The 16,615-nt window shown below is 53.1% G+C and carries 18 protein-coding genes, 1 other RNA gene and 2 pseudogenes; 13 read left to right on the top strand and 8 right to left on the bottom strand.

The window, feature by feature from the left end; all coding sequences use genetic code 11:
• Positions 1-27 precede the first annotated feature (27 nt).
• Positions 28-435, bottom strand: coding sequence for a ferric iron uptake transcriptional regulator (gene fur / locus BW686_RS02035; RefSeq protein WP_007249039.1), 408 nt, complete (start codon positions 433-435; stop codon positions 28-30).
• 98 nt (positions 436-533) lie between these two features.
• Between fur and BW686_RS02030 the strand changes: the two genes are divergently transcribed.
• Positions 534-1,055, top strand: coding sequence for an outer membrane protein assembly factor BamE (locus tag BW686_RS02030; RefSeq protein ID WP_084913991.1), 522 nt, complete (start codon positions 534-536; stop codon positions 1,053-1,055).
• A gap of 64 nt (positions 1,056-1,119) precedes the next feature.
• Here the strand turns inward: BW686_RS02030 and BW686_RS02025 are convergent, their stop codons facing one another.
• From BW686_RS02025 to BW686_RS02015, 3 genes are read right to left on the bottom strand one after another with little or no spacing between them, the layout of a single operon-like run.
• Positions 1,120-1,434, bottom strand: a complete 315-nt coding sequence (locus BW686_RS02025) for an RnfH family protein (RefSeq protein ID WP_084913990.1) — start codon at positions 1,432-1,434, stop codon at positions 1,120-1,122.
• Entirely contained in the window at positions 1,427-1,861 is a 435-nt protein-coding gene (locus BW686_RS02020) for a type II toxin-antitoxin system RatA family toxin (protein ID WP_084913989.1), read from the bottom strand. The genes BW686_RS02025 and BW686_RS02020 overlap by 8 nt, the downstream gene beginning before the upstream one ends.
• A gap of 7 nt (positions 1,862-1,868) precedes the next feature.
• The gene (locus BW686_RS02015; RefSeq protein ID WP_084913988.1) at positions 1,869-3,272 is read right to left on the bottom strand and encodes a sodium-dependent transporter; all 1,404 of its coding nucleotides are present in this window, start codon (positions 3,270-3,272) and stop codon (positions 1,869-1,871) included.
• Between the two features lie 113 nt (positions 3,273-3,385).
• Here BW686_RS02015 and smpB point away from each other — a divergent pair, with 113 nt between their 5' ends.
• From smpB to BW686_RS26745, 5 genes are all read left to right on the top strand, one after another.
• A complete protein-coding gene (gene smpB / locus BW686_RS02010; RefSeq protein ID WP_007249043.1) occupies positions 3,386-3,868 on the top strand; it encodes an SsrA-binding protein SmpB in 483 nt (160 codons plus the stop codon).
• 291 nt (positions 3,869-4,159) lie between these two features.
• Entirely contained in the window at positions 4,160-4,444 is a 285-nt protein-coding gene (locus tag BW686_RS02005; protein WP_084913987.1) for a hypothetical protein, read from the top strand.
• 110 nt (positions 4,445-4,554) lie between these two features.
• Positions 4,555-4,946: a transfer-messenger RNA gene (gene ssrA / locus BW686_RS02000) on the top strand.
• A gap of 114 nt (positions 4,947-5,060) precedes the next feature.
• Positions 5,061-5,807, top strand: coding sequence for a hypothetical protein (locus BW686_RS01995; RefSeq protein ID WP_084913986.1), 747 nt, complete (start codon positions 5,061-5,063; stop codon positions 5,805-5,807).
• A 196-nt stretch (positions 5,808-6,003) separates the two neighbouring features.
• Positions 6,004-6,348: a hypothetical protein gene (locus tag BW686_RS26745; RefSeq protein WP_179149144.1), complete on the top strand. Its 345-nt coding sequence runs from the start codon at positions 6,004-6,006 to the stop codon at positions 6,346-6,348.
• 14 nt (positions 6,349-6,362) lie between these two features.
• Here the strand turns inward: BW686_RS26745 and BW686_RS01985 are convergent.
• Positions 6,363-6,716 (bottom strand): annotated as a pseudogene (locus BW686_RS01985) (SGNH/GDSL hydrolase family protein); the annotation flags it as partial.
• A gap of 8 nt (positions 6,717-6,724) precedes the next feature.
• Between BW686_RS01985 and BW686_RS01980 the strand changes: the two are divergent.
• On the top strand, positions 6,725-6,982 hold the full coding sequence (locus BW686_RS01980; RefSeq protein ID WP_084913985.1) for a hypothetical protein: 258 nt from the start codon (positions 6,725-6,727) through the stop codon (positions 6,980-6,982).
• 71 nt (positions 6,983-7,053) lie between these two features.
• Here the strand turns inward: BW686_RS01980 and BW686_RS01975 are convergent, their stop codons facing one another.
• Together BW686_RS01975 and BW686_RS01970 are read right to left on the bottom strand one after the other, a co-directional pair.
• A complete protein-coding gene (locus tag BW686_RS01975; RefSeq protein ID WP_060409817.1) occupies positions 7,054-7,266 on the bottom strand; it encodes a hypothetical protein in 213 nt (70 codons plus the stop codon).
• 395 nt (positions 7,267-7,661) lie between these two features.
• Positions 7,662-7,874, bottom strand: coding sequence for a hypothetical protein (locus BW686_RS01970; RefSeq protein WP_084913984.1), 213 nt, complete (start codon positions 7,872-7,874; stop codon positions 7,662-7,664).
• A gap of 155 nt (positions 7,875-8,029) precedes the next feature.
• Between BW686_RS01970 and BW686_RS01965 the strand changes: the two are divergent.
• Positions 8,030-9,097: pseudogene (locus BW686_RS01965) on the top strand (site-specific integrase); the annotation flags it as partial.
• On the opposite strand, the gene BW686_RS01960 reads toward BW686_RS01965, so the two are convergent.
• Complete coding sequence (locus BW686_RS01960; protein WP_084913982.1) at positions 9,098-10,165, bottom strand: PIN domain-containing protein; 1,068 nt, start codon at positions 10,163-10,165, stop codon at positions 9,098-9,100.
• Positions 10,166-10,641: 476 nt separating this feature from the next.
• Between BW686_RS01960 and BW686_RS01955 the strand changes: the two genes are divergently transcribed.
• The 5 genes from BW686_RS01955 (at position 10,642) to BW686_RS01935 (ending at position 16,559) form a co-directional block, all read left to right on the top strand.
• The gene (locus BW686_RS01955; RefSeq protein ID WP_084913981.1) at positions 10,642-11,145 is read left to right on the top strand and encodes an Hcp family type VI secretion system effector; all 504 of its coding nucleotides are present in this window, start codon (positions 10,642-10,644) and stop codon (positions 11,143-11,145) included.
• A gap of 11 nt (positions 11,146-11,156) precedes the next feature.
• Positions 11,157-11,588: an STM2901 family protein gene (locus BW686_RS01950; protein ID WP_084913980.1), complete on the top strand. Its 432-nt coding sequence runs from the start codon at positions 11,157-11,159 to the stop codon at positions 11,586-11,588.
• Positions 11,566-12,015 carry a DUF1493 family protein gene (locus BW686_RS01945; protein ID WP_179149143.1) on the top strand — a complete coding sequence of 150 codons (450 nt, stop codon included), beginning with the start codon at positions 11,566-11,568 and terminating at the stop codon, positions 12,013-12,015. Before BW686_RS01950 ends, BW686_RS01945 begins: the two co-directional genes overlap by 23 nt.
• Before the next feature lie 636 nt (positions 12,016-12,651).
• On the top strand, positions 12,652-14,841 hold the full coding sequence (locus tag BW686_RS01940; RefSeq protein ID WP_084913978.1) for a hypothetical protein: 2,190 nt from the start codon (positions 12,652-12,654) through the stop codon (positions 14,839-14,841).
• Between the two features lie 11 nt (positions 14,842-14,852).
• Complete coding sequence (locus BW686_RS01935) at positions 14,853-16,559, top strand: LeoA/HP0731 family dynamin-like GTPase (protein WP_084913977.1); 1,707 nt, start codon at positions 14,853-14,855, stop codon at positions 16,557-16,559.
• The last annotated feature ends 56 nt before the right edge of the window (positions 16,560-16,615 follow it).

Below are 16,615 nucleotides of genomic sequence, written 5' to 3'. Positions count from 1 at the left end.
ACCCGAGGTCGCCTTTGTCGCCAGGTGTTACGCCCTTTTGTTACGGACGTAGAGCACCAGATTGTGATCCACCAGATCAAAGCCGTGTCTTTCGACAATAGCCTTTTGAAGCTTCTCGATTTCTTCGTCGAAGAACTCGATCACTTCGCCGGATTCCACATTGACCATGTGGTCATGGTGGCCGCCATCAGCCAGCTCGAACACAGCATGACCACCGTCGAAATTGTGGCGAACCACCAATCCCGCTGCCTCAAACTGGGTCAGGACACGGTAAACCGTGGCCAGGCCGACGTCCTCGCTTGCCTCCATGAGGGCCTTGTAGACATCCTCGGCGCTCATGTGGCGCTGCTCGGCAGAATCGAGCATTTGGAGTATTTTAACCCTCGGCAATGTTACCTTGAGTCCTGCTTTACGTAGTTCGCTATTTTCAACCATGGTCAGCTTTCTCGCAGACGCTGCTTCGCAGCTTCTCTTAATGCAGGTATGATCGGGGTTTACGTTGTCCCAGCCAAGATAGTGGAAGTCGCCCACCGATGCAAAACACCAAGCTCTTGCTAACCAGTTTCACCTTCGTGGGACTGCTCGCACTCGCCGGTTGTTCATTCCCCGGGGTTTACAAAATCGACATCCAGCAGGGTAATGTCGTCACGCAGGACATGATAGACCAGTTGCGCCCCGGAATGACCCGGCGGCAAGTACGGTTTATCATGGGCAACCCCCTGTTGACCGACACTTTCCACTCCAACCGGTGGGATTACCTTTACAGCCTGCAGCCAGGTGGCGGTGAACGCCAGCAGGAGCGTGTCAGTCTGGTATTCAACGACAGCGACCAGCTTGTCAGTCTGTCCGGTGACTTCATGCCCGGCGTCAGCCGCGATGAGGCCATCCTCGGCAAAGGCAGCGATACCGCCACGCAGGCAGAGACTCAGCCTGAGCAAAAACCAGAAGAGCCAGCCAAACCAGGCTCGCTGCTGGACACCATCCAGAAGGATGTGGACAGCGTCGAGACCGTACCGGTCCCGACTCAGGAACCGCTGGACACTAACTCTCGTTAGTCTTCAGGCGCTCAGCAAAAAGCCCGGCATGCCGGGCTTTTTTGTGGGTTTCTTCAGCGAATGTTCAGCCAGGCAACCCTCTTTTTTCACGCGCTTTGGCAGCACGCAGGCGCCTGATCTCCATCGGGTCGGCCAACAGGGGACGATAAATCTCGATCCGCTCCCCCGCTTCCAGCAAGCGCTCAGCAGGATTGGCGACCACTTTGCCGAAAATACCTACCGCGCAATGAGCCAAGTCCAGCTCGGGAAACTCCCGATCCATGCCACACACCGCCAACGCCTGACGCACTGACGAGCCAGCCGGAACATCAACCGTCATCAGCACTTGCCGCTGCACCGTGGCATACACCACTTCAATCTGAATCGATGCCTCAGCCATGCAGCTCTTTCGCTCGCTGACAGAACGCGTCCACCAGCGTATTGGCCGCCTGATTGAACAGCGGCCCCAGCGTTGCGCGAACGATGGTCCCGGCGTAATCAAAAGACAGGTCGAGGCTGATCTTGCAGGCCTTCTCACCCAGCGGCTTGAACGTCCAGACCCCGTGAAACTGTTCGAACGGCCCTTCGACCAGATCCATCACGATCGACTCGCCAGGAATGAGCGTATTGCGCGTCATGAATTTCTGACTCAGGCCGCTTTTAGCGATTTCCAGGCTCGCGCGCATCTGCGCTTCGCTGGATTCAAGCACGGTGGCCGACGAACACCACGGCAAAAACTCGGGATAACGAGCCACGTCGTTGACCAGGTCGTAAAGAAACCTGGCCGGGTAAGGCAGTAAGGCAGAGCGTTGTATGTGCGTAGTCATGTGAGCGTCATTTCCAGAGCTGAGCGGCAAACACCACAAGAATGCCGAGCGGCGCCACGTAGCGCATCAAAAAGAAGGTCAGGTTGAAGAGCAATGGGCTGCGAATCGACAATTCGTCGCGCACCGCCTCACGGTTCATCACCCAGCCAGCGAATACCACGAAACACAAACCACCCAGCGGCAGCATGATCCGCGAAGTGAAGAAATCAATGACTCCAAAGAAGTCCAGGCCAGTCGATGCGCCCCATTGGTAGAGGTGGAATACACCCCCATCGTTCACGAAAAACTTCGCTTTTTGCCAGATATTGAAAGAAAACACCGTGCCGAGGCCGACAAACCAGCAGGTAAATGCCAGCCAGAACGTGACCCAGCCCCGGCGAACACGCGTGCGTTCGACCAGATAAGCCACCATCGGCTCAAGCAGTGAAATCGCCGAACTCCAGGCCGCGACGGCCACCAGTACGAAGAACACGACGCCCATCAGCTGACCAAACGCGACGTTGCCGAACGCGTAAGGCAAGGTGACGAACATCAGGCCGGGGCCTTCACTCGGGTTCAGACCTGCGGCAAACACAATCGGAAACAGCGCCAGCCCGGCCAGCAACGAAACAAACGTGTCGAGCAACGCAATGCCAACCACGGTGGTGCTGATCGAGGCGCCTTTGGTCATGTACGCGCCGTAGACCATGATCGAGCCGACACCGACGCTCAAGGAAAAGAACGCATGCCCCATTGCCGGCAGCAAACCATCCAGCACCTTGTCCGGGTTGAAGTCGAACATGAAATGCACGCCTTCCATGAAGTGCCCGGTGGTCAGGCTATAGCCCAACAGCGCCAGCATCAGCAGGAACAGCATCGGCATCATGATGCGCAGGCTTTTTTCCAGGCCCGCCTCGACGCCTTTGCCGATCACCACAGCAGAAAGCAGCATGAAGACGGTGTGCCACAGAATCAGACGCCAAGGGTCGGCAATCACTGCGCCGAAATACGCCCCCACCTGATCCGGCGACACACCCTGAAAATCGCCGCGCCCCATGTCAATGATGTAATCCAGCGACCAGCCGCCCACCACACTATAAAAGGAGAGGATCAGCAGCGCAGTGATCATTCCGGCAAAGGCGCCCCAGGACCAGCGCGCCGAATGCCCCGCCTCCACCGCCAGCGTCTTGAGCGCGTTGGCAGGACTGAGCCGCGAACGACGCCCGATCAGCGTCTCGGCGATCATGACCGGAATGCCGATCAGCGCGATGCACGCCAGAAACACCAGCACAAAGGCGCCGCCGCCATAGGCACCGACCATGTACGGGAATTTCCAGATACTGCCCAGCCCCACGGCGGAGCCAGTGGCGGCCAGGATGAACACCCAGCGGCTTGCCCAGCTACCGTGGACCGAAACCTTGTCCGTCGACATTATTGAAACGCCCAGCCAAAAAAGATCGCGCATTGTCCGGGATTCAACCTTTGTGCTCAAGCACACGCTTTCCCGTAGCCGACATTGATGCAACTCCCTATAATGCGCCCCCTATGGCTAAGCTCAAGAAACACCCTACAGGGACCATCGCGCAGAACAAGAAAGCGCGTCACGATTACTTCATCGAACACAAGTTCGAGGCCGGTCTGGTCCTGTCTGGCTGGGAAGTAAAAAGCCTGCGTGCCACCAAGGTACAGCTGGTCGACAGTTACGTGCTGCTCAAGGACGGTGAGGCCTGGTTGATGGGCTGCCACATCACACCGCTCAAGACTGCCAGCACGCACGTCATCGCTGACCCGACACGCACCCGCAAATTGCTGCTGAACCAGCGCGAGCTTGAAAAGCTCACCTCATCGGTTCAGCAAAAAGGCTACGCCTGCGTCGCCCTTTCCCTCTACTGGAAGCAGCACCTGATCAAGTGCGAAATTGCTTTGGGTAAAGGTAAAAAGGAATACGACAAGCGCCACACAGAGCGCGAACGTGACTCGGACCGTGAGCTGCAGCGTGCCGTGCGCTCCAAAGGCAAGGACGACTAGCCCCTTGCCAGCGCCAAATGCCTGGAGTCGGGCATCTGGCGCACCACAACTTCACTCCATTCTTCTCTTTTATCGCCCCCGCCTAATCGCAACCTCAGCGCGAAGATCGCCCCACTCTGGTGCCTCAACCGTCTGATGTGGCTTTTTCGCACCTGCCTGAAAATAAAATAGAACGCCTGCGTTACAGCACAGTCAATCCTTTAGGCCCAACACTCAACGGGCTTTCAAAACCCTCGGGCGACGGCGTCAACGACCGGCCATACCGAGTCCACAGGTTATAAGGAGAGACACATGAAGCGTACCGCCCTCACTGGATTGTTCCTCAGCGCCGCCCTGTTGGCTTCACCGGTTTTTGCCGCCGATGATTTGTGTGCTGCAAACATCAAGACCATCGAAAATGCTCAAGCGTCTTCCGGCACCAACCTGAGCCCGGAAAACAAGACCATGCTTGAAAAGACCGAGAAAAGCGCTAAGGAAGCTCAAGCTGCCAACGACGAGGAAAAATGCGTTCAGATCACGACCAAAGTGATCACCTCGCTGAAGAACACTGGCTCGGGCAGCGAAGGCACCAAGTAACCCCCTCGGTCAGGCCCGCTACCAGGCTGGCCTGACCGATTGCAGCAAACGGGTCGACGTGGCACGCCAATCGGCGTACACTCCGTCCCAGCGATTGCGAAAGCAATCTCGGGGCCGATTTGGATTCGACGCCGGTGATGAAACTTTAGGTGCATGCCGAGTTGGTAACAGAACTCGTAAATCCACTGTTGCAACTTTCTATAGTTGCCAATGACGAAACCTACGGGGAATACGCTCTCGCCGCGTAAGCGGTGCTAGCCTTCCTTCTGGTAGCTTCGGCTCCAGCAATCATCAGGGGATGCCTGTAAACCCGAAATGATTGTCATATAGAACAGGATCGTCGCCTAGTACGTTGCGGACGAAGCGACTAAAACTTACGCAACTCGCCCAAAGCACCCTGCCCGTCGGGTCGCTGAGGGTTAACTTAATAGACACGGCTAAGCATGTAGTACCGACAGCGGAGTACTGGCGGACGGGGGTTCAAATCCCCCCGGCTCCACCAAACAAGCTATACAAATCAGGCACTTAGCGTTTATCGCAAGTGCCTTTTTTGTGCCTTTAGGGGCCGTTTTGGCTTGGTAATGCCCACTTAATGACAGCACGGAGAAGGTGATAAATGACAACGGAAAACACTAACAACCCGGTGGGCAAGCTTCTGGGGTACATGACTAAAGCTGCAGATTTGTCTGGGAACATCTCCTCCCTATACGCTTGGGCCACGGTACTAGGATGCAAGCCCAACGAGCCTCGACTTTTGGTACAGGGCTTAGGGATGCTGATGGAGCTTTCCGTGACTGCAAGGAATGCAATTGAGACGTATGTTAAAGGCGACAAGAGTCCTTACCTGTCTCCATTTAAAAATATCGACAAGCTTCTCTCTACCTGCTCCTTGGACACTCCGTGGCAGCAGTACAAATCGCTACTAAACGTTGAAACTATGTCCGCCCTCAAATTTGGCGACTTGGCATTGAGGTTAGAATTTCCCGCAGCGCAGCCGGAAAACGCTGCAAAAATTGCTGAACTCGTCGAGAAGCTCAGTACTTTGCTGAGTGAATGCCTCAAATCCGACTTAAATTCTGACGTTAAAAAGCTTTTTGTTAAGCACCTTGAGGCTATCAGAAAGTCTCTTTTGGACTACATGACCGGCGGCACCGCAGATCTAGAAGGTACTGTCGATGAGGCAATCGCGTCTATTCACAGGCACAGCGACTTAATCGGGAAATCCTCCGAAAAAGGGATGAGCGTGGTCAAGCGAATGGTAGACGCAATAGGGAAAGCCAATGAGCTCGTGACGTTCTCCCAGAGCCTGATACTCGTCTCAGGGCCTACAGCTTTAGCATTGCTTCCCTTTCTTCAAGGCTAACATCGATAATATCAGCTCACGGGCACCAATTTAGAAGTCAGGGCTTACGGACAATCTACTCAGTAAGCCCTTTTTGGGTGCTCAGTCGCCAATTCCAGAACTCACCAATCTCCGGCGTCCTGCCGACGAATACCACTCCCCAAAGCTGAAAGACTCAAATACTGTATGCACATACAGCTATCGAGAGTCATCCACCATGAACATCGACTACGCCGAAGACTGGCCGTTTTGCCCCACCGAGGAACAGATGCTTAAACAGCACGCTCACTTGGTGGCGGAAGAAAACAGACTGCTGCGCGACGAGGTCGACCGATATCGCAAGCACGTCACGAAGCTCATAGACATGCACAACGATGCGGCGCTCGAGCGTGACAAGCTCAGGGTAAAGCTGAGAGACGCGGACAGCCGGATATCTGATCTGCTGCGCGACGCTTGCGATTCCTGGGCGACAATCAACTCACAGAAGTACGTCATCGGGCAGCATCGCGAGGTTATGAGAGGTGCTGGAATCAGCCCGGAAAGATGGGGTGAAAAGGTTTAGCGCTCTAAGCGGGCTTACACCTTTCGTATCCCGAACTGCGCGGCCTTGACCGTCGAGTCCTGCGGAACGCCTGCTGCCAGGTACAGGCCCATGCGTGATGTGATCACGGTTTCACTCAGGTCAATCGTGCCGCGCTGCGTTTCCAGCGCCCCGGAAAAGCTGGCCGGCATGGTGAACGGCTCTTGGTACTTGTCCATCGACCGATAGTAGAACGTGGACGATGCACCGTTGACCGTCTTGGTGATGGTCAACTCAGCCTCCCAAGCCAAAATGCCGCGCGACGAACCCATGATTTCCACCGCCGACACCATTTCGATAACGTCGCCGGCTGCCAGGTTGCTCTGTACCACGTTGGCCGTGGGCTGCATCCATTCACATGCCGCGCTGGGTCAGCCGCATCCTGCTGGAGATCACCGCCATTCGGGTTGAACGACTGCAGGAAATCAGCCTCGCCCAGGTCCAGCGGGAAGGCTGCGAAGTTCGCCAGTTCTGGCTCTTTGGTGCAAATCAAGAGGAAGCACAGAAGATAGGCACCTCTGTTTTTGGCGGGCTCTGGTCATCTATCAACGGTGCTGAATCTTGGAACTCAAACCCGTGGGTCTGGGTCGTCGAGTTCAGGTGCATTACGCCGTGAGCGAGATATGGGAATGGTCAGAAATTACGCAGCTGAACGCACTTAGCTGCTTCGAGGCTCCGCGGGAAGGCTCAATGAATAGCGGGTATAGATTCTGTAGCGTCGTCGGAAGCCGCGATGAAGTCATGCCACGCTAAAAACGCTTGATAATGGCGGTTAGTTGCCTCTGCCCAAAAAGCGCCTTCAATTTCCTTCGCAGCAACCATCATCATCATTTTAGCGATTGATGCGTCCAGCTCCACCAAGAGCTCATGAGCCCTGAAGCGAAATTCATCATTTGGCACTTTAAATATCCCTTTAGATGGCCTGACCAGAAAACACGGGTCTATTTCCCATCTAAGAGGATAGACAACCTAAGCAGCGAAACGACCGGTTCGGTCTGACCAATGGTTGGAAACCTGCGTTCTAGACCAATCTTTTCATTTACCTTAGATTAGCCGCGTGTGCGGCAAGGACGAAGTCATGCCCGAAAGAATTCCTTGCTCGGAGTACGACGTAACGAAAGATCGCTGCAGAAGCGGCTTTCCTGTGCTGCATTCCATATGTCGAGGCATGCCCAGCGGATGCCACTCATGTGGCGTGCCAGGAACCATGCCCATGTGTCTGCGTGAAGACCTTCCCCCTCACTTGATGCGCGATGACGGCATGCCGCTCGGCTGGCCTAACAATAGCCCCAGCCCTACCGCACCATGAAAATCAGCTCTCCCCTGTCAGTCATCGCCATGCCGTACTTGAGCCTGCCCAGGTACTGCTCGTGCATTGAGTAGACCCGGTCATCGATGATTCTGAAAATCATCGTTGTGCCCGACCAGATATTACCGTCCACCGCTCGCTTGCCGAGCTTGGCATTGCGCGGGCCGTAAACCTCATCCGCTGTTGTGGTGCATTCCATGACCTCTCCTTGGTGCTGCCCCAGCTCCTGCTGGCTGCTTTGAACATAGCAGTGAATAGCAACGGCGGACGCTTATGAAATCGAATTGCACCCAAGCGTCGTTAAATACGTTGGATGCATAACCACAACCTGATTTTGCGAAAGCCAACAATCGTGGCAGGCAGCAGGCCGAGCAGCACAAGGCGGCGATCGAGCATGCGATATCGATTGGTGGGTTCGATTATTCGGTAACGTTTCCCGGTTCGCCCAGGGCCGCGAAGTTTGCGCCCGAGGCGAACCGGGAAACAGTGGCAGGTTTCCTGACTCGCTGGCTGGACGGTAAGAAGCGGCACGTATCAAGTAGTACGTTTGACGGCTACCGCAAGATCGTGGAGTTGCGCCTGGCGCCGGCTCTGGGCGAGCACATGGTGGTCGAGCTAAAACGGAAAGACGTGCGGGACTGGCTGAGCACCTTGGAAGTCAGCAACAAGACGCTGAGCAACATCCAGAGCTGTCTCAGATCGGCCCTGACTGATGCAGCAGAGGAAGAGCTGATCGAGATGAACCCGTTGGCTGGATGGACGTATTCCCGGAAGGAAGCACCGGCCAAGGACGATGACGTAGATCCGTTCAGCCCAGAGGAGCAGCAGGCTGTGCTGGCGGCGCTCAACGGACAGGCACGAAACATGATGCAATTCGCACTATGGACAGGCTTGCGCACCAGCGAACTGGTTGCACTGGATTGGGGGGATATGGACTGGCTGCGCGAGGAGGTGATGGTGAGCCGGGCCATGACGCAAGCAGCAAAGGGTCAGGCCGAGGTGACGAAGACTGCAGCTGGACGCAGATCCGTAAAACTTCTGAGGCCAGCGATGGAGGCGTTAAAAGCGCAGAAGGCACACACTTTCCTGGCTGATGCTGAAGTGTTCCAGAACCCCCGCACGCTTGAACGTTGGACCGGCGACGGGCCGATCCGGAAGACAATGTGGGTGCCTGCGATGAAAAAGGCCGGCGTTAGGTACCGCCGTCCTTATCAGACCCGGCATACCTACGCATCAATGATGTTGACGGCAGGGGAGCACCCTATGTGGGTGGCAAAGCAAATGGGACACAGTGACTGGACCATGATCGCTAGGGTTTATGGTAGGTGGATGCCTGCAGCCAATACGGATGCAGGAAACAAAGCGGAAAGTATGTTTAGCCCAGGCCGCATTACTGAACCCTCAGCGAGTGAGTTGCCTTAGTCAATCGTAGTCCGTAGCGGTCTCTTCCACATAAACCTCTAAGGGACCATGAACACCTAAAGTTACTTCAATATTGTGAAAGACTATGCCAGATTCCAATGCCATATAATAAGCGTCCACCTCGACTTCAAAAGAGGCCTCACCATAATCTTGTCGAACAGTGTTACCAAAGGTGTGTATTACATCATCCTCTCTATCATACAAACCGTTAGAGTAATCAGGACCAGAGACGCTAACTGAATACTCTACATTAGCTTCAAAAGTAAGAGTACAGCTATCTTCAAATAGAGAAACTACAGAAGGCTCGGAAAGCTCTACTTTTGTCACAACAAAGTCTTGCACCTCAGAGTCTTCCCAAGCTGCACCATTAAACGCACCTTCGGCCTCCAACGAACCTTTCACTAACTGCTTTATACTGGGAGCCTCTATCAGTGCATGGGCCTTTATCGCAACACTGACGGTATCCATGTGTTCGTAGTATATATCAAGAAACTTCTCAAGACTGCTAACCAAAATGTATCGTGAATTTTTTTCGCAGTAGCTTATCAGGTCCTGATCTTGAGAAATCACGTACAACCCTGCATCAGCTCCTACAAAGCTAGACAGACAGGCCATATTAAAAGCATCAGGAAATTCACTTTTCTTCTTGCCTGCGCCAAACGGTGGCTGCTGATTAAAGTAATCATTAAATACCGCATTCGAATTAACCTTATCCAGCCCCAGTAAAGTAGCTTCGCTGCGCAGTAAAAAATTACGAAACAGGCCTACGGCTTTATCGCGAAGTTCCGCCTCGTCAATTTTTACTAAATATCCGGCTAACGGAAGCCCTTCCACTCCGGAAACAGAACGAACCTTTCGCTGAAGCTTTGTAATCCCGTCAACCGTGTCTTTGACATGATCAACTATTTTTCCCTCTACTTCCTTGGCGACGATACTGGTTGTGATGTGTGATATTTGGCCTGCCGAACAAATATCGACAAAGCTTTTTATGGTTTTGCTGGAGAAATCCAAGCCTGACCTTACGTACCATTCCGTATCAATAAAAACATTCCTGGTAGCTAGTCCCATGGCGTTCCATCACTCTGGTCAGATTGGTTGTATGGGGATTACCCATCAACGGCCCTAAACTTCATCCACTTAACACGACGAGTTCGAGGCGCATGTGACAATATGCTATGAATGACAGCTTTATGCCAGCCTTGAGCCTGAAGGCCTTGCTGCCAAAGGGCTGGATGCGGGTTCAAATCCCCCCGGCTCCACCAAATTGCAAATGAAGACGCCCTAGGGCGTCTTTTTTTGTGGGTGGGATTCAGTGGACTCACACACAAGCCTTCCTTCAATGCAGCATCACCGATGCGCAGCTACTTTTCGTAAGGAGCATAGCTCGCGCACCTTAAGGTGCCTGGCTTTGCGAGTTCAGGTGAGCACCTACGTGACGTCAACCCGCACTGGCGAAAGGTGCCTAACGACGAGTCTCAAATGTATGAGTTGTGCTATCGTACGACGTCAATGAATTACATTAAGAGATATTCCAAGGAGCAGGAATGAGTATTGATGCATATCTTTGGATTGATGGCATTAGCGGAGAGTCTACGGACTCACACTGCAAAAACTGGATTGAGATTAATACGTTTTGCCTATCAGCTTCTCAATCAGTGTCAAGGACTGCAAGCTCTGCAGGCGGGGCCACCGTATCCAGGGTCTATTTAAGCGACTTCAGTATTGTAAAACTCGCTGACAGTGCGACTCCAAAAATCCTCGAAGCATGCTGCGCAGGCAGACATATCAAGCAAATGAAGCTATGCGTACGCCGTGCAGGCAGTGATAAGCAAAAATATTTAGAATATGTGTTCGACGAAGTCATCATAAGCGGTGTCTTTTCCGGCAATCTATTCGAGCGATCACCCTCAAACTTTCCCGAGGAGGTAGTTAGATTCAACTATGCCAAGGTCAGCATGCAGTACTCACAGCAAAGCCGAAGCACCGGTTTGATAATTGGGCAGATCTCCGGTGGCTGGGATCAAATACGAAATAGCACTTACGCATAAGGATAGTTTAAGTGGCTAGAATATATTGCTATGACGGTGACTGCGGACTAACTGCAAATGAACTACTATTTGTTATTGCCACAGAGGTGGCAATGGATGAATTTGGACTGGACGATGTAGGCGCCGCACTAGCCATCGTCTTGGGTGCCAACATAATACCCACTAGAACAAAGCCTGGCGGAGCGATTAACAATACCTCCATCATGTCTATAGTCATGCGGCGCACTTTAAACAACCGCAAGTTTCCTGGAAGCTTCAGAGCACCCTCTCTTACAGGATGGTTTCCGCCACACCTCCGATGGACACGAAGCATTGGTGGCTTCATCGCACGGGCAACACCCGTTATTGGATGGTCCTATACTGCATACGAGCTAGGCAAGATAGGATACGTAACGGTGAACACCTACAACTCCATCGTGGATGAACAAGATCAGGTTTTTTAAGATGGATAGAAACGATCTGAACCATGACATACTTAACTACCTCATAGAGAGAATCTACTTTTATGTTGGATTCAGCAAAAAAGCATTTGAAACTCTCAGCCTCGCCACTAGAGTCAGTTGGGATCTAGGGCTTGACGGTGACGATGCCAGTGACTTCATGGAAGATTTTTTCGAACACTTTGGCGTTGATCCTGGCGACTACGACCGCTATCGTTATTTCAAGCCAGAAGGAACTGACATCTTCGTACTTTTCAGATCTAAAGATCGGCGTGCAAAGACGGCAATGACTTTAGGCATGCTGTATGAAGCAGCCCAAATGAAGGTATGGAACTGCGAAACCCTTGAAAACATCGACTTTAGCTTGTTGCCAATTTACAATAGAAGCGAAGAAATTCCTGTTGAAGGGTTTAGTATAAGAACACGGTAATTTATACTTAGGGATGGCTGGGCGGATATTCGAGTGAGTTATTTTATTTGAGGGATCAACTCATGCTCCGCGTAAAAATTTAAAAATCAGGAATCCCAAACTGAGCAACCTTACCGTCGAGTCTGCACCACACCATTATTCAAGTATGGACCCATGCGCGAAGTGATTGCAGTTTAACTAAGGTCAATAGTCCGCGCTGCACTTTCCAGTTGGCCCGAGAAGCTGGCAGGCAGAGTGAACGTTTACGGATACTTGTCCGTGCGACGATATCAAATCGCGGTGACCGTACCGCTGGCCGGCTTGGTGATGGTCAGCTCAGCCTCTTAAGACTGTATCCCGCGCGATCAGCCAGCCTTTTGTAGGGGCCTGCCTGCATCCGCGCGCTCTAAAGTCTGGGCTCGCAATGCCGATAGCCAGAGGCCAGCACTATGTCGCACTTGCAGGCCCCCCACTTGAGCCAGCAAGGACGGTTGGAGTGCTCTATATCCCATGCACAGCTGCGTATACGCCCTATCAAGATCAAGTTTTCGTGGGGGCTTGCACGCACAGCTTGAATCACCTGCACCACCTTGAATTTCAGTCATCAACAGATCTCGGCGATCAGTTGAACACATTTTAGTCAGACAGGAAGACACCATGACTGCAGCTGAAGATATCTCTGAGGGCCTCTATCTCAAACTTGTCGATCACGTCAGTAATTTGCTCAAAGCCTTAGCTCGAGAGGTAGACGATCCCGCCCTGGCGTCGGCTCAGGCAGAGGCGCAAAGCAAACTGCAGATTATCGAACAGGCGCTGACCAAGGCAATCAAAGAGCTGAAGGACAATGCTGAACACAAGACCTTCACCGTTGCGTTCTATGGCGAAACAAATGCTGGCAAATCGACGCTGATCGAAACGCTACGCATCTTGCTAAAGGAAACCACCAAGCGCGAACAACGCCAGCGTTTTATAGCTCTTCAGCAACAGTCAGGCCTGAGTGAGGAAGCGTTGCAGGCACTGGAATCTGAAATCGAGACGCTGGGGCACCGGTTGGCTGAGACAAAGAACGAAACAGTCGCAGCCGATACCCGGCATGAACAGCGCAAGGTCGAGCAGCAACTTCAGGAAGAGACTCTACGTCTGAGTATCGAAGAGCAGAAACGTAGTGCTGGTCTCATCCAGCGCATACTCAATCTGGTACGTAAACTACCCGGAGAGATCGCTCTGGCGCAGTTACAGGCCGGGAGCAGCGTTTTGCCTTTGCAGCGGGAGACCGAACTGACAAAGCTGCGTCAGCAGGGCGAGACCCTAGAATCCCAACTGAGCCAAACCCGTCAACGCCATTCAACGGCACTGGACAGTTTGCAGCAACTGGCGGCATTTGAAGATGGCAGCATCATCGGTGATGGCCGTGCTGACTTCACTAGAGAGACCCAGGCATACGTATTCGAATCGCAGGGGCAACACTTCCAGTTGCTCGATGTGCCAGGCATCGAAGGCAATGAAACCAAAGTCAGTGAACAGATCAATAAGGCGCTCAAGCGTGCCCATGCTGTGTTCTATGTAACGTCTAAAGCGGCGCCACCACAGACCGGCGATGCGGGACGCCCCGGTACGCTTGAGAAAATCCAGGCGCAACTAGGTGCGCAGACGGAAGTATGGGCGCTCTACAACAAGCGCATCACCAACCCGATGGCGTTAAAAAAACCGACCCTGATCAGCTCTGACGAGCAGGCCAGTCTAAATGACCTAGACCAGATCATGCGCAGACAACTGGGAGATCATTACCAACGCAGCATGACACTTTGCGCGCTACCTGCGTTTTATGCCGCAGCCGACTGCCTAGTGCCTCGCTCCACCACTGCCAGCAGTCGCAAAAAATTCCTGGATGCAATGACACCAGATGTGCTGCTGGAAAAATCAGGGGTCAAGCCGTTCTACAAGCACCTCACCCAAGACCTGGTTACTGATGTAAAAGCCAAAATACGCCGTTCGAACATGAACAAGGTTCAACTCGCGATAACGGACGTTTGCTCAGAAGTAAAAACCATCCAGACAACGCAGTTTGCGCCGCTGACAAAAAAACTGAATGAAGAAGCCGAGAACGCTAGCCACCAATTGCGGATTGCGTTCAAGTCCCTCAATAGCCGGCTGAGCAATGCGGGCGAACAAGCCATCGGAGAATTTGAAGACATCGTGCGAAACCGCGTCTACGACCGAATTGATGACAACATCAGTAATGATGACTTCAAAACGGTACTAGAAAGCGTATTCGAGAGCGAGCAGTCCGCACTTCAAGACAAATTACCTGGAGCCTTGGATAAGCAACTCGATCTGTTTGAGAAGAATGTCAGTGAAATCGTTGAGCGTTTTGAATCGCACGCAAAGGACTTGCTGGCCGGCTATTCGCAGATCGGTAAGGCACGTCTGGCGGGAGACTTCAGCCTGAACGTGAATATCGATAACGGTATCAACGCGGTAGGGTTGCTGGCCACTTTGGCAGGTGGAGCTGCCCTGATCTGGAACCCTGTGGGTTGGGTGCTGATGACGCTTGGCGCAGTGACGTTACTCATCAGCCTCGCAAAAGCCTTGTGGAGCTTTTTTGACGACGACTACAAGAAAGGTCAGCAGCGCAAGGCCACCGATACCAATCTGGACAGCGCCTGTGAGGCGATTCGCGACAGCTTCCGCGAAACCCTCGCAGACGCGCTGCCGCCACTCAAAGAGAAAATAGAACAGATCTGTTCCGTCCTGCAGCAGCCCGCCCTGCAAGCCAAACACATCAATCAGAAACTCGACGCCGCCCATCTAGGCTTGAAAAAAATCGCCAACGATCTCAAAGCATAAGGAACTGCACAATGAATTCGACCTTGGAACTCTTCCTGAACCAGAACAACAAGGCCTTGGCGCTGCTGGGGAAACTGCAAGTGTTTCTTGAGCAGGGATTGGCGCTAGGGGTCAACATAGACCCAACGCTGTTGAGCAAACTCGAGCATGCCAGCCAAAACCTGGCCGATGAAAAACTTAAGATTGCGTTGATTGGTGGCTTCTCTGAGGGGAAGACGTCCATCGCTGCTGCGTGGATGGAACGTCTCGACAAATCCAGCATGAATATCAGTCAGCAGGAGTCGTCGAACGAAGTAAAAGTCTACGAAGTGGATGACAACTTTGTGTTGATCGACACCCCTGGTCTGTTCGGCTTCAAGGAACAATACAACGCCGATATCGATGCGGTGGAAAAGTACAAGGACATCACGCGCAAATACGTGAGCGAAGCGCACTTGGTGCTCTATGTGATGAACTCCACCAACCCGATCAAGGACAGCCACAAAGACGACTTGAACTGGCTTTTCCGAACGCTTGACCTGCTGCCGCGTACGGTCTTCGTGTTGAGCCGCTTCGATGAAGTGGCAGACGTGGAGGATGAGTCCAGCTACGCGCAGCATCTGCAGGTCAAGCGCCACAACGTTGAAAACCGTCTGCGCGAATCCATCGGTGCCAATGATGCGGAGGTAGCTGCACTGAGTATCGTTGCGGTAGCAGCGAATCCGTTCGACATGGGTACGGATTACTGGCTCGAACGTCTGGGCCAGTTCAAGACGCTGTCGCACATTGGCACCTTACAGCAAGCCACTGCCGGAAAAATTCAATCCAGTGGAGGGCCAGCTGCAATTGTGGAGCAGGCACGCAAGAGCGTGATCCTCAATGTACTACACAAGGAACTACCCGTGGCGGTGGAAAACGACCAACGCCTGGGCGACGAAGTAGAGCGCCTGACCGGCGTGAGCCGCACGCTCACCCGACAGCTCGATGGTGCCAAAGGACAGATTGGAGAGGTGCGCATCGGCTTGCGCGAGTTTGTGACCCGCTATTTTTCCGGGCTGATCATGCGCGCAGAAGGCTTGACCCAAGAGACCTTCAAGGAGTTTTTCGAGCGCGAAATAGGCCGCGATGGCGTGATGGTGACCACTCGTTTGCAGAATGAATTCGATCGTCAACTCAACGGGGTCAGCCAAGAGTTGAGCCGTATGCGTCTGAGCTTCGACTCCGAAATCGATCACTTCAACACGAACGTGATCAACCTGGGCAAGCAGGGCGTTAACTACGTCATCAAGGGCAACTTGATCAACAACGGCAGTATCCTGGCGGCTCGTGACGGCATCGTCAGCGTGGCAAAAACTCTCGGAGTAGATTTGGGCAAGGCTCTCAAGTTCAAGCCTTGGGGGGCGGTCAATCTGGCGAAGAACCTCAACGGGATCTTGTCGGTGGCTGGCCTGGCGCTTGAAGCCTGGGATAGCTACGAACGTAAGAAACGTGAAGAACAGTTCAGAAAGGCCATCACCGAGATGGTCGACAACTTCAACACTCAACGTGAAGAACTGCTGGCAATGATTCAGGATGCCTCATTCGAAAAAAACTTCTTCCCGGACTTTGCCTTGCTCGGCGCAAATGCCGCTGACGTTCAGGTGGCCATCGATACCCAAAATAAACTGCGTGAGCAATTCCGTGAATGGCGCGAAAGCGGAGAGCTGATCGAAGCCGAGTTCACACGGATCGAAGGATAGAGCCCAAGCTGGAGTTGAGCGTTTAGGGTGCTGGGCCCATGCGCGTCGCAAGTTTG

Source organism: Pseudomonas syringae, from assembly GCF_002157375.1.
GTDB lineage: Bacteria > Pseudomonadota > Gammaproteobacteria > Pseudomonadales > Pseudomonadaceae > Aquipseudomonas > Aquipseudomonas syringae_T.
Note: the sequence above shows the minus strand (reverse complement) of the source record. Positions and strands in the feature narration are given on the sequence as shown.

What these genes read in the sequence shown, in the direction of transcription:
- BW686_RS02020 (WP_084913989.1), bottom strand. Translation starts at nt 1,861, where the DNA reads ATGACTACGCACATACAACGCTCTGCCTTACTGCCTTACCCGGCCAGG.
- BW686_RS01940 (WP_084913978.1), top strand. Translation starts at nt 12,652, where the DNA reads ATGACTGCAGCTGAAGATATCTCTGAGGGCCTCTATCTCAAACTTGTC.
- smpB (WP_007249043.1), top strand. Translation starts at nt 3,386, where the DNA reads ATGGCTAAGCTCAAGAAACACCCTACAGGGACCATCGCGCAGAACAAG.
- fur (WP_007249039.1), bottom strand. Translation starts at nt 435, where the DNA reads ATGGTTGAAAATAGCGAACTACGTAAAGCAGGACTCAAGGTAACATTG.
- BW686_RS01935 (WP_084913977.1), top strand. Translation starts at nt 14,853, where the DNA reads ATGAATTCGACCTTGGAACTCTTCCTGAACCAGAACAACAAGGCCTTG.
- BW686_RS01995 (WP_084913986.1), top strand. Translation starts at nt 5,061, where the DNA reads ATGACAACGGAAAACACTAACAACCCGGTGGGCAAGCTTCTGGGGTAC.
- BW686_RS02015 (WP_084913988.1), bottom strand. Translation starts at nt 3,272, where the DNA reads ATGTCGACGGACAAGGTTTCGGTCCACGGTAGCTGGGCAAGCCGCTGG.
- BW686_RS01955 (WP_084913981.1), top strand. Translation starts at nt 10,642, where the DNA reads ATGAGTATTGATGCATATCTTTGGATTGATGGCATTAGCGGAGAGTCT.
- BW686_RS01970 (WP_084913984.1), bottom strand. Translation starts at nt 7,874, where the DNA reads ATGGAATGCACCACAACAGCGGATGAGGTTTACGGCCCGCGCAATGCC.
- BW686_RS01980 (WP_084913985.1), top strand. Translation starts at nt 6,725, where the DNA reads ATGCCGCGCTGGGTCAGCCGCATCCTGCTGGAGATCACCGCCATTCGG.
- BW686_RS02005 (WP_084913987.1), top strand. Translation starts at nt 4,160, where the DNA reads ATGAAGCGTACCGCCCTCACTGGATTGTTCCTCAGCGCCGCCCTGTTG.
- BW686_RS26745 (WP_179149144.1), top strand. Translation starts at nt 6,004, where the DNA reads ATGAACATCGACTACGCCGAAGACTGGCCGTTTTGCCCCACCGAGGAA.
- BW686_RS02030 (WP_084913991.1), top strand. Translation starts at nt 534, where the DNA reads ATGCAAAACACCAAGCTCTTGCTAACCAGTTTCACCTTCGTGGGACTG.
- BW686_RS01960 (WP_084913982.1), bottom strand. Translation starts at nt 10,165, where the DNA reads ATGGGACTAGCTACCAGGAATGTTTTTATTGATACGGAATGGTACGTA.
- BW686_RS02025 (WP_084913990.1), bottom strand. Translation starts at nt 1,434, where the DNA reads ATGGCTGAGGCATCGATTCAGATTGAAGTGGTGTATGCCACGGTGCAG.
- BW686_RS01945 (WP_179149143.1), top strand. Translation starts at nt 11,566, where the DNA reads ATGAACAAGATCAGGTTTTTTAAGATGGATAGAAACGATCTGAACCAT.